The organism is Aeromonas mytilicola subsp. aquatica (assembly GCF_044336385.1).
Classification (GTDB): domain Bacteria; phylum Pseudomonadota; class Gammaproteobacteria; order Enterobacterales; family Aeromonadaceae; genus Aeromonas; species Aeromonas rivipollensis.
This window is the reverse complement of sequence record NZ_CP172298.1, coordinates 2,808,230-2,831,050: the sequence shown is the minus strand read 5'-3', so window position 1 is coordinate 2,831,050 and position 22,821 is coordinate 2,808,230. Positions and strand designations below refer to the sequence as shown.

The 22,821-nt window shown below is 64.8% G+C and carries 13 protein-coding genes; 10 read left to right on the top strand and 3 right to left on the bottom strand.

Annotation, left to right across the window (positions count from 1 at the left end):
* Nucleotides 1-6: 6 nt before the first annotated feature.
* Both ACFWHB_RS12930 and ACFWHB_RS12925 read left to right on the top strand, forming a co-directional pair.
* Nucleotides 7-369: a DUF2750 domain-containing protein gene (locus ACFWHB_RS12930; RefSeq protein WP_010674427.1), complete on the top strand. Its 363-nt coding sequence runs from the start codon at nucleotides 7-9 to the stop codon at nucleotides 367-369.
* A 172-nt stretch (nucleotides 370-541) separates the two neighbouring features.
* Nucleotides 542-1,036, top strand: coding sequence for a hypothetical protein (locus tag ACFWHB_RS12925; RefSeq protein ID WP_106887063.1), 495 nt, complete (start codon nucleotides 542-544; stop codon nucleotides 1,034-1,036).
* On the opposite strand, the gene ACFWHB_RS12920 is transcribed toward ACFWHB_RS12925, so the two are convergent.
* Nucleotides 999-2,639: an EAL domain-containing protein gene (locus ACFWHB_RS12920; protein ID WP_395948580.1), complete on the bottom strand. Its 1,641-nt coding sequence runs from the start codon at nucleotides 2,637-2,639 to the stop codon at nucleotides 999-1,001. The genes ACFWHB_RS12925 and ACFWHB_RS12920 overlap by 38 nt on opposite strands.
* 187 nt (nucleotides 2,640-2,826) lie before the next feature.
* Between ACFWHB_RS12920 and glgC the strand changes: the two genes are divergently transcribed.
* The gene (gene glgC / locus ACFWHB_RS12915; protein WP_106887061.1) at nucleotides 2,827-4,101 is read left to right on the top strand and encodes a glucose-1-phosphate adenylyltransferase; all 1,275 of its coding nucleotides are present in this window, start codon (nucleotides 2,827-2,829) and stop codon (nucleotides 4,099-4,101) included.
* A gap of 63 nt (nucleotides 4,102-4,164) precedes the next feature.
* Here the strand turns inward: glgC and ACFWHB_RS12910 are convergent, their stop codons facing one another.
* Nucleotides 4,165-6,162 carry a hypothetical protein gene (locus tag ACFWHB_RS12910; RefSeq protein WP_395948579.1) on the bottom strand — a complete coding sequence of 666 codons (1,998 nt, stop codon included), beginning with the start codon at nucleotides 6,160-6,162 and terminating at the stop codon, nucleotides 4,165-4,167.
* Nucleotides 6,163-6,310: 148 nt separating this feature from the next.
* On the bottom strand, nucleotides 6,311-6,862 hold the full coding sequence (locus tag ACFWHB_RS12905) for a lipoprotein (RefSeq protein WP_025326676.1): 552 nt from the start codon (nucleotides 6,860-6,862) through the stop codon (nucleotides 6,311-6,313).
* A 322-nt stretch (nucleotides 6,863-7,184) separates the two neighbouring features.
* Between ACFWHB_RS12905 and ACFWHB_RS12900 the strand changes: the two genes are divergently transcribed.
* The 7 genes from ACFWHB_RS12900 to ACFWHB_RS12870 all read left to right on the top strand — a co-directional run bounded on the left by ACFWHB_RS12900 (nucleotide 7,185) and on the right by ACFWHB_RS12870 (nucleotide 22,776).
* Entirely contained in the window at nucleotides 7,185-8,348 is a 1,164-nt protein-coding gene (locus ACFWHB_RS12900; RefSeq protein ID WP_395948578.1) for an isochorismate synthase, read from the top strand.
* On the top strand, nucleotides 8,345-10,015 hold the full coding sequence (locus ACFWHB_RS12895) for a (2,3-dihydroxybenzoyl)adenylate synthase (RefSeq protein WP_395948577.1): 1,671 nt from the start codon (nucleotides 8,345-8,347) through the stop codon (nucleotides 10,013-10,015). Before ACFWHB_RS12900 ends, ACFWHB_RS12895 begins: the two co-directional genes overlap by 4 nt.
* Nucleotides 10,016-10,038: 23 nt before the next feature.
* A complete protein-coding gene (gene amoB / locus ACFWHB_RS12890; RefSeq protein WP_395948576.1) occupies nucleotides 10,039-10,965 on the top strand; it encodes an amonabactin biosynthesis bifunctional protein AmoB in 927 nt (308 codons plus the stop codon).
* A complete protein-coding gene (amoF, locus tag ACFWHB_RS12885; RefSeq protein ID WP_395948575.1) occupies nucleotides 10,962-14,063 on the top strand; it encodes an amonabactin biosynthesis non-ribosomal peptide synthetase AmoF in 3,102 nt (1,033 codons plus the stop codon). Before amoB ends, amoF begins: the two co-directional genes overlap by 4 nt.
* Nucleotides 14,064-14,083: 20 nt before the next feature.
* Nucleotides 14,084-14,833 carry an amonabactin biosynthesis protein AmoA gene (gene amoA / locus ACFWHB_RS12880; RefSeq protein ID WP_395950202.1) on the top strand — a complete coding sequence of 250 codons (750 nt, stop codon included), beginning with the start codon at nucleotides 14,084-14,086 and terminating at the stop codon, nucleotides 14,831-14,833.
* Between the two features lie 135 nt (nucleotides 14,834-14,968).
* The gene (gene amoG / locus ACFWHB_RS12875; RefSeq protein ID WP_395948574.1) at nucleotides 14,969-21,256 is read left to right on the top strand and encodes an amonabactin biosynthesis non-ribosomal peptide synthetase AmoG; all 6,288 of its coding nucleotides are present in this window, start codon (nucleotides 14,969-14,971) and stop codon (nucleotides 21,254-21,256) included.
* A complete protein-coding gene (locus ACFWHB_RS12870; protein ID WP_395948573.1) occupies nucleotides 21,253-22,776 on the top strand; it encodes an amino acid adenylation domain-containing protein in 1,524 nt (507 codons plus the stop codon). Before amoG ends, ACFWHB_RS12870 begins: the two co-directional genes overlap by 4 nt.
* Nucleotides 22,777-22,821: the final 45 nt, after the last annotated feature.

Sequence of the window (22,821 nt, the reverse complement as noted above, 5' to 3'; positions counted from 1 at the left end):
ACCCCCATGAGCAAACTAACTGACAATCTTGACGCCAATTTCCAGCTGTTCATCGAAGAAGTCCGCGAGTCGGGTCAGGTGTGGGGTCTGCGTTACGGTGAAGACTGGGTGGTGTGCCGCTCCGCCGAGTTCGAAGATGCCGACGTCATGCCGCTGTGGTCTGCCGAGGGCGATGCCCGTCTGCACTGCGTGGACGAGTGGGCGGATTACGAGCCGGAAGTGATCGAACTCGAAGAGTTTCTCGACATCTGGATCAACGATCTGGACGAAGACGATGTGCTGGTCGGCCCGAACTGGAACGCCGATCTGGAAGGCCAGGAGCTCGAGCCTATCGAGCTGGCCAAGGCGCTGGTTGAGCTGGACGCCTGAACTGTGCTGCACTGATGGCCCCGACGCGGGCCATCTCCGAGACCAGAACCGACGGCTGCGAGGCCGTCGGTTTTTTTATGCCCGGCAAGGGCGCCAAGATGAGCGGGCGATTTGGCTTTGCACCCGTCACCGAGATGGGTCATCATCAACCCTTTGCCGATCGGGAGGTGCCATGTTTGTCTTTGACGTGACTACAGCGGCGGGCGCGCGGGCCCGGATCCGGGTGCAGGCGCTGGATTGGGGTCAGAGCGGTCCCGTGACCTTCCAATGCGACAGCGATGCCCTGGCCCTGGTGCTGCTGACCGGCTGCCGCTGCGATGCGGTGGGCTATTTCGATCTGCTGGCCGGTTGCAAGCCGCTCTATGTGGAGCAGTGGCTCGCCTACCTGCAGGAGAGCGGCCACCTCGACAAGCAGAGCTGCCAGCTGGAGAGCCCGTCCCAGGAGGACTATCTGGCCCGGGCGGGACTGGCGGACGAGGAGCTCAATGCCTTGCTCGGTCAGGTCTACAAGGTGGCCGGTTTCAATCGTCTGCAGATCAACCGTTACCTCAAGAACCGCCACAACCCGACCATGCTGGCGACCCGTTACGATCAGAAGGAGCTGGAGCGCTATCGCCAGCTCAATGACATCATTCTGACCCTGCTGAAGTTGAAACGTCCCCAGTGAAGACCCCCGGATGGGGAATGTCAGGCCTCAGCTCCTGGGGCCGTGCGATCAGATACCCCTGCAATCCGTCCACATACATGCCTTGCAACAACTGCTTCTGACCGAGCTCCTCCACCCCTTCCGCTATCACCAGACAGCCCATGCGATGGGAGACGTCGACTATCATCCGCACGAACTGCTGGTTGGCGATGTCCCGTTCCAGGGTGCCAAGCAGCAGCGGATCCAGCTTCACATAATCCGGCCTCAGCTCATGAAGCAGGGTGAAGGAGTCCATCCCCTTGCCAAAGTTGCGAATGGTGGAGCGACTGCCATGGCGCCTGAGCAGTTCAAACAGCCGCTTTCCACCGTTCATGTTGTGTTTCAGGTGCTCCTCATCCAGAGCGAAGACCAGATTGGCGCTGATGTTCGCATCCTTTTGCAGCTGGTGATCAAACCAGATCAAAAAGGCGCTGTTCTGCAACAGGCAGCTGGAGAGGTTGAGCCCCCAGCGGTGGGTCTGCTGGTCGAAGGCGCGATACTGGCGCATGACATGGGTGATCAGCATCTGCTCCAGCCGCATCAGCATTTCCAGTCGCTGTGCCATGGCAAAGAGCGTGTCTGTGGGGAGCTGTATGCCTTCTCGATTGCTGAAGCGGGCAGAGATGTCCTGGTAGGGCACCATGTCCCGATTGAACGCCTGCACCGGCTGGCTGAAGAGCGTGATGCAATCCGGCTGCGACAGCAGGTCCTCCAGCACTCTCTTCCAGTGCTGCTGGCCATGGAGGTTGCTGGAATGATCATGTTGCTGGATGGCCCAGCCGTTGATGGTCTCAGTCTGAGCCCGTGCCAGGGCGAGATCTGCACGAGCCAGGATTGCCTCGATATTCTGCGCGCGGGAGAGCTGGGTCAGCCCTGTGTAGGCCACATTTTCCAATTCCCGTTCCCGATGATAATGATCGAAGGCCCGCTTGAACTCCTGCCCCAGCAAATGGGGCGGAATGTTGATGTCAGATGGGAGCAGCACCGCAAAATCAGACCCCGAGATGCGATAGACCTGATGCCCGGGAAAGCGGTTGACCACCAGATTGATGAGGTTGGAAATATCCCTGATGTAGGCATCCCCGGACTGGAAGCCGCGTTGGGCATTGAGGCGGGCCAGCTCGGTGGCGCGGATCAGCACCAGGATGGCGGTCTGGGTCGTCTCCTGCAGCAGCAGCTCGGTGAGATCGCGCCTGAATGCATGGCGGTTGCGCAGGCCCGTCATCTCGTCCTGGGTCGCCTGCTGTTGCAGTTCGCTTATCTGGCGATGTGCATCGAGTTCGGCTTCACTGAAGGAGGCAAGCAACTGGCGTAGCGCCGTTTGTGCCTGCGGGCTCTCCAGCATGGCGGGATCCCGTTGTTGCAGCGCCAGCAGCCAGCGCTGCTCCTGCCTCTCCCGCTCCCCCTTGCGCACGCTGTGGGTGAGCAAGAGCAGCAGGGCGAAGCCGATGAGGGTGGTCATCAGGACCAGCAGCAGGGTGAGGGGGGAGGCCGGAGGCGCAAGCCAGAGTCCCTGCAGCAACAGCATGGGAATGCAGACCAGGGCGCTGACCAGCAGCAGATTTCCCTCGTGTTTATTCAACATCGTTTCATCCTTGATGATGCTCGTGATGTAGAAATTCTAATCAAGCCGCCGGCACAAAGCTTGAGTACTCACGCAACTCCATGAAAAGGGTCGTCGGAAAGCCACTAAATGTGAGTGAAAACACTTTCACAGTTCGCAAAAAAAGCGAAGATGGGTTGAAAACAGCCCCAACAGAGCAGAGGTAGATATGTTGCTAGAACCCGTAGACACAGCCAAAGCACGGCAACTATTGAATCAGAGTATGGCCTTGGTGCTCGCAGGGGGACGTGGTAGTCGCCTGAAGCAGTTGACCGACAATCGCGCCAAGCCCGCCGTCCATTTCGGCGGCAAGTTCCGCATCATCGATTTCGTGCTTTCCAACTGCATCAACTCCGGCATTCGCCGGGTGGGTGTGGTCACCCAGTACAAGTCCCACAGCCTGCTGCGCCACCTGCAGTCTGGCTGGTCCTTCCTGCGCTATCAGATGAACGAGTTCATCGACTTGTTGCCCGCCCAGCAGCGGGTGGATGAGGTGCACTGGTATCGCGGCACCGCCGATGCCATCTACCAGAACGTCGACATCATTCGTGACTACGGCCCCAAATACATAGTGGTGCTGGCGGGGGATCACATCTACAAGATGGACTACGCCGCCATGCTGCTCGATCACGTGCGCCTCGGGGCCAAGGTGACGGTGGCCTGCATCGAGGTGCCGCGCGCGGAGGCGTCCGCCTTCGGGGTCATGGACATCGACGAGCAGCGCAAGATCCGCGCCTTCGTGGAGAAACCGGCCAATCCGCCCGCCATGCCGGGCAATGACCAGATCTCCCTGGCCTCCATGGGGATCTACATCTTTGATGCGGAATACCTCTATCAACTGCTGGAGGAGGACATCCACAATCTGGAGTCCAAGCACGACTTCGGCATGGACGTGATCCCGCGCATAGTGGGAGAGGGCAAGGCCTTTGCGCACCCCTTCACCATCTCCTGCGTCGGTGCCAAGGAGGGGCAAAAGCCCTACTGGCGCGACGTGGGGACTCTGGACTCCTTCTGGGAGGCGAACATGGATCTCGCCTCCGTGGTGCCCGAGCTCGACATCTATGACGAGAACTGGCCCATCTGGACCAGCCAGAACATGTCGCCCCCCGCCAAGTTCGTGCAGGACAGAAACGGCCAGCACGGCATGACCATCAACTCCATGTTCGCGGGCGGCTCCATCGTCAGCGGCTCCTTCGTGCTGAACTCTGTGCTCTTCACCAATGTGCGGGTGCACTCCTTCTGCACCCTGGATCAGGCGGTGATCTTCCCCGGGGTCGAAGTGGGGGCGGGCTGCCGCCTGCGCCGAGTGGTGGTGGACAAGGGCTGCAAGCTGCCCGATGGCCTGGTGGTGGGGGAGAACGCGGACGAGGATGCCCGTCGCTTCTACCGCTCCGAGCAGGGCATCGTGCTGGTGACCAAGGAGATGGTGGCCAAGCTCGGCTGATGAGATCGAGACCAACAAAAAGGGAGCCTTGAAGGCTCCCTTTTTCATGCGGTCATCGCTGACTTATTCGCTGACGATGGCCTTGCCGGCCATCACCATGGCGGTGCCGTGCTTGCCACCGGCGGCGGTGACTTGCGGCACGCCGTCTTCGTCGGTGTCACCACCGGCGCCGTCGATGACGTTCTCGCCGGAGTCGCCGACCCACTCGGCCATCTGCATGCCGCCGTTGACTGTGCCACGGAACCAGCTGACGTACTGGCCGGTCAGCTTGGCCAGCTCCAGCTCGGGTGCCTTCTCGGCCCCTTCGTTGCGCAGGTTCAGCATGGCAGAGCGCAGTGCGCCGGAGATGGCAGCCTGGGTCCAGGGGGTGTATTCACCCTGCTTGCCCGCCAGCCAGGTGCCCGCCTTGGCATTGAAGTAGGCCTTGTCGGTGGCGATGAAGAGATCCCGTGCGGCAGTGCGGTACTTGGCATCCGAGGTGGCCAGGAAGGCGGCGCTCAGGCCACGGATGGCGGCAAATTGCGCCTCTATGGATTGACCGGCATCCAGCGACCCGCCCAGGGTCAGGCCGTCGTGGACCAGGCCGTTCTTGCCCACCAGCTTGCCGAGGATGAAGTCAGCCTGCTTGCGTACCAGCTCGAGTGCCTGTTGACCCTGCTGGGTCTTGAGGTTCAGCTCGCCGTTGTCACCGGCGGCATAACCGACCGGCAAGGCATCCTGGGCGCGCTGGAAGATCTGCAGGGCGACCAGGGCGTAGGCGGCGTCGAAGGTGGTGACGTGAGCGCTCTGCTTGCCCTCTTGCCAGCTGTCCACCAGGGTACCGGCCTTGGGCTCGAAGTGCAGGGCGGCCAGGTTCTTGAAGGTCAGGTTGGAGAGGTTCTGGGCCAGGGAGAAGGCATCGCTGCCCGCCACTGCCTTGGCCAGGTCATTGGCCTTGTTGGCGGCCGGGGCGGCGGCGAAGGGGGCGCCGTCAAACACGGCGTGGAAGGCCGGGTTCTGGTTGGTGTTGGCGCTGCGCTGATCGCTGAAGGCGTAGAACTCGGAGAGCGGCCACAGCAGCATCCAGGCGTCGCGCAGTTGGGCGGAGCCGTCCACCACCTCCAGCTTGCCGATGGCACCGACGTCGTTCTTGCTGGTTTCGGTCACTTTCACCTGATGGGGGAAGTAGACGACACCCTTGGCCGGATCGTACTGGGGGCTGATCCTGGCGCCGAGCTGTTTGCCATCGAAGCCGAGCTGGCCCTGCAGTATGGCCAGCTTGTCGATGGACTGCTCGGTCAGCATCATGCCGTTGAAGCCATCGGCGGCGGAGACGCCGAGCTTGTGCTTGCCGTCCTGATCCATGGTGGCGGACGCGGCTTCCACCTCTTCATCGCTCTCGGCCACGTGCATGCCGCCGAGGAAGTCCTGGGACCACATCACTTCCTTGAGCAGTATGCCCCCCACGGCCGCCGGCACCAGCAGGTTGTCACTGCCGCTCCAGCGCAGGGTGGCGTAGTCGCGGAAGTAGGCCGGGACCTGGGTCTTGACCGATTTCTCGGTGCCCTTGGCGGTCTTGATGGTGAGCTGATCGCCGTTGACCGGGGCGGCGTTGACGGCTTGGGCGAACTCCGGGTTGGCGGAGGCGTAGGGCAGGGAGAGGGGATACATGCCCTGCGGCACCTCATCGGCCGGGAAGCCGACCGCATCGGCCATGGCCAGCACCCGCTTGCCAAGGTCGGCCAGGGTGCCACCACGAGCCTGGTTCTGCGGCCCGTTCACCAGGTGCGGGCCCATGCCGGACTGGTAGTTGAGGGCGTACATCGCCTCTTCGGAGTACTCATAGGATTCGATGCCGGCGGCGAAGTCGAAGGGAGTCGGTTCATCGGTGCGGTTGGCGTCCAGCACGTCCAGATCCAGCCCCAGGGCTTCGGCCAGCGGCTCGCCGGAGAGTTCGAATTCGGTATAGGTCAGCATGCTGGCGGCGGTGTTGAAGGTCTTGTCTTCCACCTTGACGGCAGCGTGCGCGGCGCTGCTGAGCAGTGCACAGGCGATCGCCTGCACCAGTACGGTTTTTCTCATGTCCTTTTCACCCATATGTTTGATTTTATTATGACGCTTCTCATGAATCTAAATGAGAATGGTGTGCATTATGAGGCAAGGGAGGGAACTTTAGAAGCGAAAAACCGCGCCCCAGGGGTCTGGGGAGAGGGGGGCGCGGCGGCAGGGGTTACATCAGCTTGAAGGGGATCACCAGACGACCGGGCTCCACCTTGAGGGCCTCGACCTTCTCCTTGATCCTGGCCTCGTTCTTGCGACTGCCATCCAGCCGATAGACAGGGGTCTGGGAGAGGAAGAGGGAGAGGGACTGGTTGAAGGTGGGCAGCAGCGGCGTGAGGGCGGCGCCCACGTCGGCCGGCTCTGTCTTGACCGAGATGAGTTCGAGGTCACGCAGGTAGATGGCGCCCTGCTCGGCCACATAGTCCGGGCGGGCACTGAGGGAGAGGCGGATCTTCATCTGCTGGCTGCCAAGAGGGCTCGCCACCTCCAGATCGCCGGCGGCATCCAGCTCTACCCGATCGGCGCGGGTGCGACCGATGCGACTCTCCATGTCGTCCAGGCGGATCTTGCTCGACATGATGCCGGGGATCCCCAGCTGTTTCTCGAAAGCGACTCGCTCTTTGAGGTACTGGTTGATCTCGCCCTCGCTGACGCTGTACTGGGTGAGGGAGCAGGCCGCCAGCAGCAGGGCGAAGGGGAGCAGAAGCAGGTGCTTTAACATGGGAAGGTTCCATCAAATGGGTGGCAACAACAGATGGCGCCATCTTAGGGGCAAAGCGGGTCGGCCGCCAGTGGGGGCAGCCTGACCCCGTTTCTGTCGCATCCCCCATATGGGGATGGCAATCCGTGTTCATTCGAGTAGCGTTGCCACCCCCTGTGCCGGCAGGCCCGCCGCGGCGCCATAGTGCCAATACCCATAGAAAAGCCCCTGTTTTATCGACTCAAAATCCCATTGACCCCGTGATTTCAAAGCGAGTATTTTACCGCCGCACAAAGTCAAACTGATAATCATTATCATTTTGAATCTTCTTTGAGGGTGTAACGTGAATACTCGAGTAATGGAAAATGGCGCACCTGCCGAGGCGAAGATGTCGCCTGATTTCTTGTTTACCTCGGGTCAGGGCACGATCAGTGCCACTGACCTGGGCCAGCCCATCACCACCCCCGCCTGTGAATGGCCTTTGCTAGAACAGCAGATTGCCGATGCACTGGCAGCCGCCAGGGCCGCCGGCCAGGCCAATCCCTTGCTGATCGGCGCCTTCGCCTTCGATCCGGCGGAAGCCTCCTGTCTCTATGTGCCCGGCCGCTATGAGCGGGGTGAGCGCATCGCACCAGAAGAGCAGACCACCGAGACCAACAGTGTCATCGCGGTGCAGAGCACCCCGGCTGCGGGTGAATTCAAGGCCTCGGTCAGCGCCGCACTGGATGCGTTCGCCCAAGGCAAGCTTGCCAAGGTGGTGCTGTCGCGCAAGCTGATCCTCACCCTGCACAAACCCGCCGATCCCGAGCGGGTACTGGCCCGCCTGATGGCCCAGAATCCCCACGCCTTCCACTTCTCCTTGCCGCTCGGTCAGGGCCGCCGCCTGCTTGGAGCCAGCCCCGAGCTGCTGCTGCGGGTCAGCGGGGGAGAGGTCTTCACCCACCCGCTGGCGGGTTCCGCCAGACGGGCGAGCGAGCCGGTGCAGGACGAGGCGGTGGCCCGGGACCTGCTGGCCTCTCGCAAGGATCAGCATGAACACAAGTTGGTGATCGACGAGATCCGCCGGGTGCTGACTCCCCACTGCCGCGTGCTGGCGATCCCCTCCCACCCTTCCTTGATGAGCACGGACACCCTCTGGCATCTGGGCACCCCCATTGCGGGCCAGTTGCACGGCAGCGACGCCTCAGTGCTCTCCCTGGCCTGCCAGCTCCATCCGACCCCGGCCCTGTGCGGTTATCCCACGGATCTGGCGCGCCAGTTCATCCGCGAGCAGGAGCCCTTCCGGCGCGCCCTGTTTAGCGGCATCGTCGGCTGGTGTGACAGCCAGGGCAACGGCGAGTGGGCTGTGGTGATCCGCTGCGGCGTGCTCGATGGCCACCAGGTGGAGCTGTTTGCCGGTGCCGGTATAGTGGCGGGTTCGGATCCCGCCATGGAGTGGGCCGAGACCGGCACCAAGCTGGGCACAATGCTCAAAGCCCTGGGCCTGAGTCCGGAGGTGGCACAATGACTCAGCCCAACCGCTTCCTGTCCTATAGCCGCTGGCCCGCAGAGCTGGCGGATCAATACCGTGCCAAGGGTCATTGGCACGGCGAGCCCCTGACCGCCATGCTGGCGCGCCAGTGCGAGCTGGCCCCCGATGCCGCCGCCATCCTCTGCGGCGAGCGCAGCTTCAGCTATCGCGAGCTGGACGCCGCCTCGAGCTGGCTGGCCGGGCGGCTCGCCCGCCACGGCCTGGGGGTCGGCGATACTGCTCTGGTGCAACTCCCCAACGTGGCCGAGTTCTATCTGGTGTTCTTCGCCCTGCTTAAAGCGGGCATAGCCCCGGTCAACGCCCTCTTTAGCCACAATCGGCTGGAGTTGGCCTCTTACGCCGAGCAGATCCGACCTCGCCTCTTTATCGGCTCGCTCGCCCATCCGCTGTTTGCCAGCGGGGATCGCCACAGTGATCTGCTGCTAGGCATAGGCGCCGAGCTGGTGCTGCTGGATGGCGACGCGGGGGAGTTGGGGCTGGCTCACTGGCTGAGTGATCTGGCCAGGAGCGAAGAATTGCCCATCCCCGTCCATGGCCCGACTCCGGCGGACGAAGTAGCCTTCTTCCAGCTCTCCGGTGGCAGCACCGGCACCCCCAAGCTCATTCCCCGTACTCACGACGACTATTTCTACAGCGTGCGCCGCAGCAATGAGATCTGTGAGCTGGGGCCCCATACCCGTTATCTGTGCGCCCTGCCGGCCCCCCACAACTTCCCCCTGAGTTCCCCCGGGGCACTGGGGGTGTTCGAGGCGGGCGGCGCCGTGGTGCTGGCGCAAGATCCCAGCCCCATCAGCTGTTTCCCGCTGATCGCCCGCCACAAGATCAACCTCTGCTCCCTGGTGCCGCCGGCGGTCTCCCTCTGGTTGCAGGCGGCCGAATCTGATCCGTCCGTCCGCAGTCAGCTTGAGAGCCTCGACCTGCTGCAGGTGGGCGGCGCCAAGCTGGCCGAAGCGGTGGCGCGCAAGATCACCCCGCTGCTCGGCTGCCGGCTGCAGCAGGTGTTCGGCATGGCGGAGGGGCTGGTCAACTACACCCGGCTGGACGACCCCGACGAGAAGGTCATTCACACCCAGGGCCGCCCCATGAGCCCGGACGACGAGGTGCGCATCCTCGATGAGGCGGGCAACCCGGTGGCCCCCGGCGAGCCTGGCGCCCTGCACACCCGGGGCCCCTATACCTTCCGCGGTTACTACCAGAGCCCGGCTCACAACGCCCGGGTGTTTGATAGCGAGGGCTTCTACTGCTCCGGAGATCTGGTGGTACAGGATGCCGATGGTTACCTCACGGTCGTGGGGCGACAGAAGGATCAGATCAACAGAGGCGGCGAGAAGATAGCGGCGGAAGAGGTGGAAAACCAGCTGCTGCACCATCCGGCCATCACCCAGGCGGCCCTGGTCTCCATGCCCGACAGCGCCATGGGGGAGAAGAGCTGCGCCTTTATCGTCACCACCGAGCCAGGTCTCAAGCCGCTGGCCTTGCGCAAGTTTCTGCGCGAGCGCGGGGTGGCGGACTTCAAGCTGCCCGACCGTTTCGAAACCTTGGATGCCCTGCCCATGACGGCGGTGGGCAAGATTGACAAGCAGGGGTTGCGCGCGCGTATCGCCGAGATCATCGCAGCCGGCCAGCCCCTGACCACAGCTTAAAACTAAAAAGGAATCATGACGTTATGGCTATCCCAACCCTGAACAACTACGCCATGCCCAGCCAGTGGAAGGCCAACAAGGTCGACTGGACCCTGGATCCCAAACGCGCCGCCCTGCTGATCCACGACATGCAGGAGTACTTCACCGCCTTCTATGGCGAGAACAGCCCGCTGATCGCGGCCCTGACCGAGCGCCTGGTCGCCGTGCGCAAGCAGTGCAAGGCCCTCGGCATTCCGGTCTTCTACACCGCCCAGCCCAAGGATCAATCCCCCGAAGATCGCGCCCTGCTCAATGACATGTGGGGCCCGGGTCTGAACAAGAGCCCCGAGTTGCAACAGGTGGTGGCAGGGCTGCGTCCGGAGCCTGACGATATTGTGTTGGTCAAGTGGCGCTACAGCGCCTTCCAGCGCTCCGAGCTCGAACAGATGCTCAAAGAGCAGGGGCGGGATCAGCTCATCATAGGCGGCATCTACGGCCACATCGGCTGCATGATGACCGCCTGCGACGCCTTCATGCGCGACATCCAGCCCTTCTTCCTGGCGGACGGGGTGGCAGACTTCTCCCTGGCCGACCACCAGATGGCGCTCGACTACGTGGCGACCCGTTGCGGCAAGGTGATCCCCTGCGAGGAGGTGCTGGCCCTTGCCCCAGCTTCTGCTTCTGCCGCCCAGAGCAATCCATTGCTCACCAATCCGTTGTTGACGTATGAGGGGCTCAAGGCGCGGCTGCTGAGCCATATCGACGAGGAGGAAGGGGAGTTTGACCCTGACGAGAACCTCATCGACTACGGCCTGGATTCGGTGCGTATCATGTCCCTGCTCACCGAGTGGCGCGCCGCCGGGGTGGAGCTGGGCTTCGTGGACTTGGCCAAGCTGCCGACCCTCAACGGCTGGTGGCGCCTGATCGACGCCAAGCTGGCCGAGCAAAAAAACCTGGAGGTGGTGCAATGAGCCGCTTCCCTCTGACCATACCCCAGCAGGGGCTCTGGTCCGGACATCTGCTCAATGACGACAAGGCGATGTTCAACACCGCCGAGTGCATCGCCTTCGACGGCAAGGTCGAGGCTGCCGTGCTGGTGGCCGCCCTCACCCGGGCTGTAGGGGAGTGCGAGGCGCTGCAGGGCCACTTCGAAGACGATGGGGAGGCGGTCTGCTTCGTCTCGGACGAGGCGCCACTCGCCTATGACGAGGTGAACCTTGAAAGCGATGACGAGGTCGTCGCCTGCGGCTGGGCCTGGGCCGATCTGCGCCGCCCGTTCAAACTGACTGAAGAGGCTCCCTGCCGCTTCGCCCTGCTGCGCGGCCCCGGCAGCGATTACCTCTACAGCTGCGTGCACCACATCGCTCTCGATGGCTTTGGCACCACCTTGCTGTTCCAGCGCATCGCCGAGCTGTATGCAGAGGGGCTGGTCGGTGAGATGAACTCCCCATCCCCCTTCGGCTCCTTGGCTGAGGTGCTGGCCGAAGAGGCGAGCCGCGAGGAGAGCGGCAAGAACGCCGCCGCCCGCAGCTTCTGGCAGGAGCAATTGCAGGCTTGGCCCGAGGTGAAATCCTTTGGCGAGTCTAGGGCGCCGATTGCCGCCGAGTTTATCCGCGAGAGCCGCCCGCTGCCCGCGGCGCTCTGGCAATCCCTGACCGGCTTTGCCGACGAGCACAAGCTGGGCTGGCCCGATCTGCTGCTGGCCGGCCTCTCGGCCCAGCTCTCCTTGGCAAGCGGCCAGGGCCAGATCTTGCTCGGCCTGATGATGATGAACCGCATCGGCTCGGCGTCCCTGACAGTGCCCTGCATGCAGATGAACATCACCCCCCTTGCCCTCGATCTTGGTGAAGAACTGGATCTGGCGGGGGCGGCCGGCGCCGTGGCCAAGGCCAAGCGCGGCGTGCGCAAGCACCAGCACTACCGCTACGAGCTGCTGCGCCGAGACCTTGGCCTGGTGGGGGGCGTCAAGCGGCTGTTCGGCCCCCTGGTCAACATCATGCCGTTCGATCATGCCCGCCGGTTTGGCCCCCTCAGTGCCCATATTCTCAACATCAGCGCCGGCCCGGTGGAGGATCTCACCATAGAGGTGCAGGTCGGCGCCGATGGCCAGCCACGCCTGGATCTGGACGCCAACCCTGGCTGCTACCAGCAGGGGGATCTGGCGGCCATCGCCGATACCCTGTTTGCCCTGCTGGGACGCTGGCTCGCCGAGCCCGCCCAGACCCTGGGCAGCCTCAAGGCCGACTGGCTGGCCGAGCAGCGAGCCAAGGAGCTGATTGTTGGACCCACCCATGAAGCTCTCCAGGTGCGGCCGGTGCTGGAGGCGCTCTGCCACTTCGCCGCCCAGACCCCGCACAAGATTGCCTTGATTCAGAGCACGGAGCAGGGAGAGGCCCGCTTCAGCTACGAGGCGCTGCTGGCCAGATCCGAACAGATGGCTGCGGCCCTGCAGGCGTCCGGCGTGCAGCCGGGGGACAGAGTCGGCGTCATGCTGGCCCGCACCCCCCAGGCCATCTTCGCCCAGCTGGCGGTGCTGCTGGCCGGCGCCGTCTACGTGCCGCTCGACCCCGAGCAGCCGCTGGAGCGCCAGGGCCATATCCTGCGGCTGGGGGAGGTCAAGACCCTGATCACCCAGGCCGAGTACCGCCACAAGCTGGCCAGCCTGTTTGAGGGACGTACGCTCCTGGCGGGGGATCTGGTGAGTGGCGATCGGCTCAACCAGCCGGCCGCCGGCCGCGCCGTCGCCTACCTGATGTTCACCTCGGGCTCGACCGGTCTGCCCAAGGGGGTGGCGGTCAGCCACGGCGCCCTGGATCACTTCGCCGCCGCCGCCCGCTGCCGTTATCACCTGGATGAAGGAGCGCGGATGTTGCAATTCGCCCCCTTCAACTTCGACGCCAGCATCGAGGAGGTGTTCGCCACCCTGAGCGCCGGTGCCACCCTGGTGCTGCGCACCGACGCCCTGCTCGAATCCATGCCCGCCTTTGCGGCCGGGGTGGAGCAGATGGAAATCACCCACCTCGACCTGCCCACCGCCTTCTGGAACGAGTGGGTGGTGGCGCTGACGGCGGGCCAGGCCCACATACCTTCCGGGCTGGCCAGCGTCATCATCGGCGGTGAGGCGGTCTACCCCGAGCAGCTGGCCCAGTGGCAGCGCCAGGGCCGCTCCGATGTGCGCCTCTTCAACACCTACGGCCCCACCGAAACCACAGTGGTGGTGACCACCCAGGAGCTGCAACAGGAAGACCCGAGCCTGGCCCAGTTGCCTATCGGCCTGCCGCTGCCCGGCATGCAGGCGCTCATTCTGGGGGCGGGGGAGCAACCCGCCATCGAGGGTGAGCTGGTGCTGCTCGGCCCGCAGCTGGCCAACGGCTACGTGGGGGGCGTACAAGGCAGCTTTGGCACCCTGCGGATCGGTGAGGAGGATGTGCCTGTCTATCGCACCGGCGATCGGGTGTGCTTGGTGGCCGGTCGGCTGGTCTACCTCGGTCGGCGCGACAACGAATTCAAGATAAGCGGCTATCGCATTCAGCCCGGCGAGGTGGAGGCCCAGCTGCTGGCCCTGCCCGGGGTGGACGAGGCCTGCGTGCAGGGGGTGAGCATAGGCAGCGTGCGCCGGCTGGTGGCCTTCGTGGCGGGGCCGGAGCGCGACAGCCGGGCCATCAAGGCGCAGCTGGCCAGGGTGCTGCCCGCCGCCATGATCCCCACCGACTATCGCCACTATGACCAGCTGCCCCGCACCGGCTCCAACAAGCTGGATCGCAAGGCCCTGCTGGCTCAGTACCAGTCTACGGATGAGGCACTGACCCTCGGCAGTGAAACCGAGAACCGGGTCGGCGCCATCTGGCAGCAGATCCTGGGGCTGGCCACCATGGCGCCTGCGGACAATTTCTTCGAACTGGGGGGCCAGTCCCTGCAGACCATACAGATAGTGAACCGGCTCGGCGCCGAGTTCGGGGTGCAGGTCAAGGTCTCCGATGTGTTCGACCACCCCCGTCTGGACGACTTCTGCCGCTTCCTCGACGGCAAGCTGACCGAGGATGAAGAGAGCATGGAGATGGTGTGGTGATGAGCAAGGAGCAACAAGCAGTGGCGTTTGATTTTAGTGGCAAGCGGGTCTGGGTGACCGGGGCTGGCCGTGGCATAGGGCGCGAGGTGGCGGAGCAGTTCGTGGCGGCCGGCGCGTCCGTGGTGGGGCTGGATCTGGCGTTTCCTGAAGCCGACTACCTCTATGCCACCCGGCTGCTCGATATTGGCGACTCGAAGGCGGTCAACGCCTGCTGCGCAGCGCTGCTGACGGACGGCGGGCTGGATGTGCTGGTCAACGGGGCCGGGGTGCTGCGCCTCGGCCCCACCGAAGCCCTGAGCGATGACGACTGGCACGACTGCATGACGGTCAACGCCAGCGGCGTCTTCTATCTGCTGCGGGCCCTGGTGCCCCACTTCAAGGGGCAGCAGCGCGGTGCCATCGTCACCATAGGCTCCAACGCGGCTCATGTGCCGCGCATGCAGATGGCGGCCTACTGCGCCTCCAAGGCGGCGGTCACCAGCCTGACCCAGACGGTGGGACTGGAGCTGGCCCCCTTCGGCGTGCGGGTCAACCTGGTGTCGCCGGGCTCGACGGATACCCCCATGCTGCGCGGCATGCTGCCGAACGAGGAGGCCATGGCCCGCACCATTGCCGGGCTGCCGGATCAGTTCAAGCTCGGTATCCCCTTGCACAAGGTAGCCACCCCGGCGGAGATCGCCCATACCGTCCTCTTCCTGGCCTCGGACTTGGCCAGCCACATCACGCTGCAGGATCTGGTCGTCGACGGCGGCGCCACCCTGAGTGCCTGAGGCTTGAGAAACAGATGAACAATATGATTTTGCTGTTGAAACGCCTGGACGGTCAGAGCGTCAAGCTCGCCCTGAATGAGAAGGGGCAGGACGGTTTTTCTTCCTATCGCGCCACGCCGGCTGTCTGAGGTACAAATGAACAATATGATTTTGCTGTTGAAACAGCTGGAACGGCAGGGGGTCAAGCTGGCTCTGAACGACAAGGGCCAGCTTATCTCCCAGTCGAGCAAGGAGGCGGTGACGCCGGCCATCGGCGCCACCATCAAGGCCCACAAGGATGAGCTGGTACGCTGCCTGGCGGCCCGTGCCGCCTTCGAGGCGCCCATTCTTGCGCAACCTGATGCCGAGGGCGCCCGGCAGGGGCCGCTCTCCTCGTCCCAGAGCGGGCTCTGGTTTATCGAGCAGTACGAGGAGGCCTCCCACCTCTACAACATGCCGGTCTACTTCAGGGTCTGCGGCGAGCTGGACACGGCGGCGCTGGAGTTTGCCTTCGACCACCTGTTTGCCCGCCACCCCAGCATGCGTACCCGCTTCATCAAGGACGAGGCGGGCAGGGGGGCGCAGGAGATCCTGCCCCACACGCCCTTCAAGCTGCAGATCGAGGACGTGAGTGAGCAGCCCGCAGCCGAGCGGGAGGCCTATGTGGCCAGGCGGGTATGCGAGGAGATCGGGCGCCCCTTCTCCCTGACCCAAGGGGACTTGAGCCGGGTGCACCTCATTCGCCTCGGCAGCCGCGAGCACGTGCTGCTGATCACCCAGCACCACATCATCTCCGACGGCTGGTCGGTCAAGAACATGTTTGCGGACTTGAAGCGTGCCTTTCTTGCTCATCAGAACCGTGCGCCCTTGAGCGTGCCCGAGCTGCCGCTCACCTACATCGACTATGCCCGCTGGTTCAACTCGCCGCGTTTTCTCGATTATCACGCCGAGTTCAAGCCGTTCTGGGTGGACAGGCTCGGTGGCAGCCCCGAGGTGCATGGCCTGCCGCTCGACAAGCCCCGCCCGGCCCATCAGACCAGCGGCGGCGAGCTGGTCTTCTCCACCATAGACAACGGGCTGTGGGAGAGCTTCAAGCGCCTCTGTCAGCGCCACAGCACCTCCAACTTCATCGGTCTGCACGCCCTCTTTGCCCTGCTGATGGTGCGCCAGAGCGGCGAGAAGGAGGTGGTGATCGGTACCCCGCTCGCCTATCGCGAGCGCCACGAAATCGAGTCCCTGGTGGGCTTTTTCGTCAATACCCTGGTGCTGAGAACGCAGTTGGCGGGGCGGCCCAGCTTTGTCGACTATCTGCAGCAGTGCCGGGAGGAGGATCTGGCGGCCTTCGATCACCAGCTCTACCGCTTCGAGGCGCTGGCCGAGGCCATAGGCGCCGATCGCACCACCGCCATCAACCCCATCTTCCAGATCATGTTGGTCTATCAGGCCAAGGTGGACTTCAACGATCTCATCCCCGGCTGCCAGCTGGTGGAGGAGACCTCCCCCGTGCTGCCGGCCAAGACCGACATCTCGGTCAAGGTGACCGAGCTGATGGACTCCGTCAGGGTGGACTGGCTGTTTGCCACCGCCCTGTTCGAGCGAGAGACCATCCAGGCTTACGCCGATCGCCTGCTGCACCTGATGCGCGCTGTGGTGGCGGCCCCCGAGACCGAGATCTGGCAGTTGCCGCTGGAGGCGGGCACAGACAGGGCAGCGCTGGCCGCCGAGCTGGCTGACCTGCCACGGGACTACCACAACCGCGACACCCTGCTCTGCCATATCGAACGCCGCGCGGCGGAGCGTCCCGACGCCCTGGCGGTGAGTGACGGCGCGGAGGCGTTGACTTATGGCGAGCTGGAGGTACGCGCCAACCGGCTGGCCTACTGGCTGCAGGCCCAGGGCGTCACCCCGGGCGCCGCCATCGGCATCCAGGCCAAACGGGATGTCGCCTTCGTCATCACCCTGCTCGCCTGCTGGAAGGCGGGGGCGGCCTATGTGCCCCTCGACCCTGCCTATCCCGCCGAGCGGCTGGCCCATATCCTCACCGATGCTGGTATTGGGCTGGTGCTGGGTGGCGTGCCGGATGCCCGGCTTGGCGAGGCGCTGGCGGGTACGGCCGCCGAGTATCACGACCTGCACCAGCTTGCGCTGGACAAGATGCCAACCAGCACGCCTGCACAGCCTCGGGACGCCGCCATGCTGGCCCAGATCATCTATACCTCCGGCAGCACCGGTCTGCCCAAGGGGGTCATGGTGGAGCAGGGCAGCCTGGTCAACCTGATGGCGGATCACGGTGAGCGCATCGCTCTTGATCAGAATGGGGCCATGTTCAACTGCATGTCCCTGTCGTTCGATGCGGGCAACATGACCACTCTGCTGCCGCTTTACTGCGGCGCGGCCCTGCATTTCGGCGAGCCGGGAGAGGGGGCCATCACGGCCGCGATCAAAAGTGGTGCCAGCCATATGATCCTGCCCACCGCCCTGCTGGCGAACCTGCTGCCACCGACCGATCTCGGTTCCCTCAAGGCCATCGGCTTTGGCGGAGAGGCGTGTCCGAGCAGCCTGGTGGAGCGTTGGGGGGAGCGAGTGGCACTCTTCAACATGTACGGCCCCACCGAGTGCACCGTCACCGCGCTCTGTGCGCGACTCACCCCGGGTGCGCCCATCACCATAGGTCGACCCGTCAACAACCTGAAGGCGCTGATCCTGGACGAGGCGGGCAACCTCTGCCCCGTGGGTGTGCCCGGTGAGCTCTGCCTGAGTGGTCTGGGTCTTGCTCGTGGCTACCTCAATCTGCCTGAGCGTACTCAAGAGACTTTTATCGAGCTGGCGCTTGATGAAGACACGGATACCCGCACTTACCGCCTCTACCGCACCGGCGATCGGGCGCTCAGGCGCCGCGACGGCAACATCCAATATCTGGGCCGGATTGACGAGCAGATCAAGCTGCGGGGCTATCGCATCGAGCCGGGGGAAATAGAGACCCGGCTTGCCGAATTGTGCCCGGCCATCCGCCAGATCAAGGTGGTGGTGCAGGAGGGGCGTCTGCTGGCGTATGCCTGCCTGCATGAGGAGGCGAGCGAGCCGGACGGCGAGGCCCTGTTGCAACGGGCCGGTGAACAGCTGCCGGAATACATGGTGCCGGCGCGGCTCTGTTGGCTTTCCGAGATGCCGCTCACCCCCAACGGCAAGCTGGACCTGCGCCGCCTGCCCGCCATCCAGTGGCAGGAGAGCAAGGGGGAGCCGCAGAGCGAGCTGGAGCAGACTGTGCTCGCCATCTGGCAAGGGGTGCTGAAACAGCCCCTCGGAGTGGAGGATGACTTCTTCCGCCTAGGGGGGGATTCCATCCTCAGCATCCAGCTCACCACCAGGCTGCGGGATGCGGGGCTGCACTGCAGCGTGAAGGACGTGTTCGAAGCCAAAACGGTGCGCCGCCTCTGCCGCCAGCTCGGCCAGCTCGGCCAGCAGCAGGCAGTCAGCCACAGGAGCGAGCAGGGCAGCCTGACCGGCGAGTTCCCGCTCCATCCCATCCAGCACTGGTTCTTCGAGCAGGACTTTGCCAAGTCCGGTCACTGGAACCAGGGGGTGATCCTGCGCCTGCCGGCCGGGGTGGAGGATGAGACCCTGCGCGGCTGGCTGGATGCCCTTCGCCAGCACCACGATGTCCTGCGCCTGGCGGTCACCCCGGCCGGTCAGCGCTACCTGGCCGAACTGCCATTGCCGCCGCTGCCGACCCTGGATGCCGCCAATCTCGATGAGGTCGGGCTGCAGGCCCGCCTGACCGAGCTGCAGGGAGATTTCGATCCCGCCAGCGGCCACACCCTGGCCTGGGCCCGCCTGCGCAACTTGGCCATAGAGGGTGAGGCCGATCCGGTGGAGGGGCTCTTCCTCGCCTTCCATCACCTGGTCATAGATGCCGTCTCCTGGCGCATCCTGGCCGAAGATCTGGCACGGGTGAGCAGGGGCGAGCCCCTGCCCGCCAAAGGCAGCAGCTATCGCCAGTGGGGCGAGGGGCTCGCGGCCTACGCCAAACGGGAAGAGGATCAGCTTGGCTTCTGGCTGGCTCAGGGGGAAGGCAGCCAAGGTCACCTGCTGGAAGCGGCGCGCGCCGCCGATGGCCGCGCCGCCGCCAGCCTGCTGCAACTGGACAAGGAGACCACGGCCCGTTTGATAGACCCGGCCAATCAGGCCTTCTTCACCCGGGTGCCCGACCTGCTGCTGGCGGCCCTGACCCGTACCCTGAGCGAGCTGGGTTATGGCGCACGCCACTGCGTGATGCTGGAAGGGCACGGCCGTGAGGCCATCGATGCTGAGCTCGACGTGAGCCGCACCCTGGGTTGGTTCACCAGCACCTATCCGCTGGCGCTGGCCGATGAGCCAGAGTGGGATGCGCTGGTGTGCGCCACCAAGGAGCGGTTGCGGGCCGTGCCGGACAAGGGGGTGGGTTTCAACGCCCTGCGTCTGCACCATCCCCGTGGCTGGGAGCTGCCCGAAGCCCTCATCGTCTTCAACTACCTGGGGGTCAGCCATCAGGGCGTTGCAGGTCAGCCCTGGCAGCCCCTGCCCATGGCGCCGGGGGCGCCCTCCTCACCGGACAACCTGCCGCGGGAGCTCATCAGCCTGCACGGGGGCGTCTATGACGGCTGCCTCACCCTGCGCCAGGTCGGTGCCCTCAACCAGCAAGGGAGCGATGCCCTGATGGTGAGATTGGCTGCCAACCTGCGTGCCCTGGTGGATCACTGCTGTGAGGTGAGCGCTCCGCGCCACACCCCGAGCGACTTCCCGGGGCTTGGCCTCTCGCAAGGGGCGCTGGATCGGGTGCTGAGCGGGCGCGAGGTGGAGACACTGCTGCCCATGACCTCGCTGCAGCAGAGCATGCTCTATCACAGGGCGCTGGCGCCTCGTGACACGGCTTACCACCTGCAGACCGAGATCGACTATCACCAGCCGCTGGATCTGGCGGTCTATTGCCAGGCCTGGCAGGGGCAGATCGCCCGCTGGCCGGCCCTTCGCAGCGAACTGGTGCTGGCGGACGGGGTCGTGTTGCAGCGCATCCTGCAACGGGCCGAGCTGCCGTTCCACTATCAGGATCTGGTGGGGGATGCGCAGGCCGAGGCCCATATCGCGGCCTATCGCCAGCAGGATCTGGCCCGGCCCATAGCGCTGGATGCGGCCCCCTTGCTGCGGGTCGCCTGCTTCAAACTGGCCCCCGATCACCACAAGATGATCTTCAGCGCCCATCACTGCGTGCTGGATGGCTGGAGCGGCCCTGTGTTGCTGGGCAGCCTGCACAGTCACTATCAGCAACTGATGAAGGGCCAGCAGCCCCAGGCAGAGCCGGATACCGCCTGGCTCGAATTCGGCCGCCATATGGCGAGCCAGGCCAGCGCAGCTGAGGCCTACTGGCAGGGGCGTGGCGATTTGCTGGCCAAACCCAATGATCTCTCCCGCCTGTTCGGGGTGGCGCTGGAGCCGCAGCTGACCCAGCGCTATACGCAACATAGGCCTGCGGTGTGCGGCCAGACCCTGGCGCCGCACGTGTCGGCTCAACTGGAGGCCCGTGCCCGGGCGCTCGGGGTGACCCCGGGGCTGCTGGCCCAATATGCCTGGCATCGGTTGCTGGCCCGCCGCTGTGGCGACGACATCACCCTGGTGGGCAACGTGACGCCGGGCCGGGATTTCCCCATCGAGGGGATCACCCAGAGCGTCGGCCTCTACATCAACAGCCTGCCGCTCAGCCTGGATTGGCGCACCGAGCTGAGCCTGGCCGAGCATATCGCCCAGTTGCAGACGGATTTGATGGCCCTCAATGAGCACGGCACCCAGTCGCTGGCGGCACTGACGAAAGGTAGATCGCGTCTCTTCCAGAGCCTGTTCGTGTTCGAGAACTACCCCATGCCGGCGGCGCCTGCTGCCCCCGAGCCCCATCAGCTGGTGCCGCAGTTTGGCACTGTGGTGGAGAAGGTGGAGCTTCCGCTCTCCCTGGTGGTAAACGCCCGGGGCGGCCAGCTCAACCTGCGCCTCGAGTTCGACGGGGATCTGATCCCCATGGTGAAGGCTGAAGCCGTGCTGGCCGCCTGGATAAGAGAGCTGGAATGGCTGGCGCAGGTGAGCCTGGCTCAATCGGCCAGACCCGAGGCGCTGAGTCTGAGGGCACAGGTGGCCGCGCGCGCCGCAGGGGCTGAGCCCTATCCGGCTGACGCCCCTGCGGCGGCCCGCGCCCTGGTGGCTCTGTGGGAGCGCCAGTGCGGCGTGTCCGGTGTCTGGCAGCAGACCTTGATGGATCTGGGGGTGGACTCGGTGCAGCAGCTTGCCCTGCTGGCGGCCCTCAATGAAGCCTTTGCCGATGGGCGGGCCCCCCTCAGCCTGGGGGATCTCAAGACATACGGCTCCCCCTGCCGGCTGTTCAACCATTGGCTGGTGCGCCAGCCCGAGGAGGTGCTATGACGATGGCGATAGGCTCAGGCAAGGGGGTCGGGGCAAGGGAGCACTCCCTCGGCTCTCGGCTGGCGGCTTGCCTTGCCGCCACCCCGCTGGCCCCCGCCATCCGCCTGGGCGGGGCTGGCAGAAGTGAGTCTGAGACAGCAGAGCCCTGGCTCAGCTACGGGGCGCTCAATGGGCGGGTCGAGCAAGTCGCCGCCCGCCTGCAGGGGCTGGCGGTGGGAGAGCGGGTTGGCCTCTATCTGGCGCGCAGCCCGGATCTGGTGGCCAGCCTGCTGGCCTGCCTGCGGCTCGGCCTCACCTTTGTGCCGCTGGAGCCGGATTTCCCGGTGGAGCGGCTGCAGGGGATAACCCGTCAGGCCCGGCTCTCGGCGGTGATCTGCGATGACGAGGTGGGGACCCCGGATTTCGGTTGTCCCCTGCGCTCCCTCAAGGGGCCCGCCCCTGGCGGGACCCTCTCCTGGCCCAGGGCGGACGACGCCCTGGCCGCCTATATGATGTTCACCTCGGGCTCTACCGGCGAGCCCAAGGGGGTGGTCATCAGCCGGCGAGCCTTGCTCTGCTTCCTCGACGGGATCCGCGAGCGGTTCGGGCTATCACCTAACTGCCATTGGCTCTTTATCACCACCCCGGCCTTTGACATCTCCTTGCTGGAGATGCTGGGGCCGCTCTGGGGCGGTGGCCGGCTGACGGTGGCGGGCGGCGAGCACAACAAGGATCCCCTGGGGATGCTGGCGCTGCTGGCGGCAGACCCCAGTATTAACTTCCTGCAGGCCACCCCGGCCTGCTGGCGCATGTTGCTCAAGGCAGGATGGCAGGGACGCCATACCCTCACTGCCCTGTGCGGCGGCGAGGCGCTGGATATGGGGCTGGCCGAGCAGCTTTGCACTCGCACCCAGCGGCTGTGGAACTGCTACGGGCCGACCGAGGCCACCGTCTGGTCCCTGGTGAGCGAGGTGCGCGGGCCCCCGGCCGATGGGCAGATCACCATCAGCCACAGCCTGCCCGGCTACCGCCACTGGGTGCTGGACGAGGCGGGGCAGCCGGTGGCAGAGGGGGAGGTCGGTGAGCTTTGCATCGAGAGCCCGGCCCTGTGTGAGGGGTACTGGCGCAAGCCCGCCCTGACGGCGGCAGCCTTCCTGCGCCTGGAGAGCCACCGCCTCTACCGCACCGGGGATAGGGTGCGCCTCCTTGGGGCGGACAGCTTCCTCTATCTCGGGCGGCGGGACGATCAGGTCAAGCTGCGGGGCTTTCGCATCGAGCTGGGGGAGGTGGAGGCTGGCCTTCGCCGTCAACCCGGAGTGCAGGAGGCGGCGGTGCGCCTGATGGGCGAGGGGGACGAGGCCATGCTGGTGGGCTACGTGGAGGCCAGGGCCGGGGTGATCCTCAATCGCCTCGCCCTGCGCAAGGGGCTGCAGGCCAGCCTGCCCCATTACATGGTGCCGGCGCGCATCCTCTTGCTGGATGCCCTGCCCAAGACTGGTAGTGGCAAGCTCGACAGAAAGGCGCTGCCCTTGCCGGAGTAGCATTGTCCGAAAGCGTAGAGAAACAAAGAAGCCCGCATTATGCGG

What these genes read in the sequence shown, in the direction of transcription:
- ACFWHB_RS12930 (WP_010674427.1), top strand. Translation starts at nt 7, where the DNA reads ATGAGCAAACTAACTGACAATCTTGACGCCAATTTCCAGCTGTTCATC.
- ACFWHB_RS12925 (WP_106887063.1), top strand. Translation starts at nt 542, where the DNA reads ATGTTTGTCTTTGACGTGACTACAGCGGCGGGCGCGCGGGCCCGGATC.
- ACFWHB_RS12920 (WP_395948580.1), bottom strand. Translation starts at nt 2,639, where the DNA reads ATGTTGAATAAACACGAGGGAAATCTGCTGCTGGTCAGCGCCCTGGTC.
- glgC (WP_106887061.1), top strand. Translation starts at nt 2,827, where the DNA reads ATGTTGCTAGAACCCGTAGACACAGCCAAAGCACGGCAACTATTGAAT.
- ACFWHB_RS12910 (WP_395948579.1), bottom strand. Translation starts at nt 6,162, where the DNA reads ATGAGAAAAACCGTACTGGTGCAGGCGATCGCCTGTGCACTGCTCAGC.
- ACFWHB_RS12905 (WP_025326676.1), bottom strand. Translation starts at nt 6,862, where the DNA reads ATGTTAAAGCACCTGCTTCTGCTCCCCTTCGCCCTGCTGCTGGCGGCC.
- ACFWHB_RS12895 (WP_395948577.1), top strand. Translation starts at nt 8,345, where the DNA reads ATGACTCAGCCCAACCGCTTCCTGTCCTATAGCCGCTGGCCCGCAGAG.
- amoB (WP_395948576.1), top strand. Translation starts at nt 10,039, where the DNA reads ATGGCTATCCCAACCCTGAACAACTACGCCATGCCCAGCCAGTGGAAG.
- amoF (WP_395948575.1), top strand. Translation starts at nt 10,962, where the DNA reads ATGAGCCGCTTCCCTCTGACCATACCCCAGCAGGGGCTCTGGTCCGGA.
- amoG (WP_395948574.1), top strand. Translation starts at nt 14,969, where the DNA reads ATGAACAATATGATTTTGCTGTTGAAACAGCTGGAACGGCAGGGGGTC.
- ACFWHB_RS12870 (WP_395948573.1), top strand. Translation starts at nt 21,253, where the DNA reads ATGACGATGGCGATAGGCTCAGGCAAGGGGGTCGGGGCAAGGGAGCAC.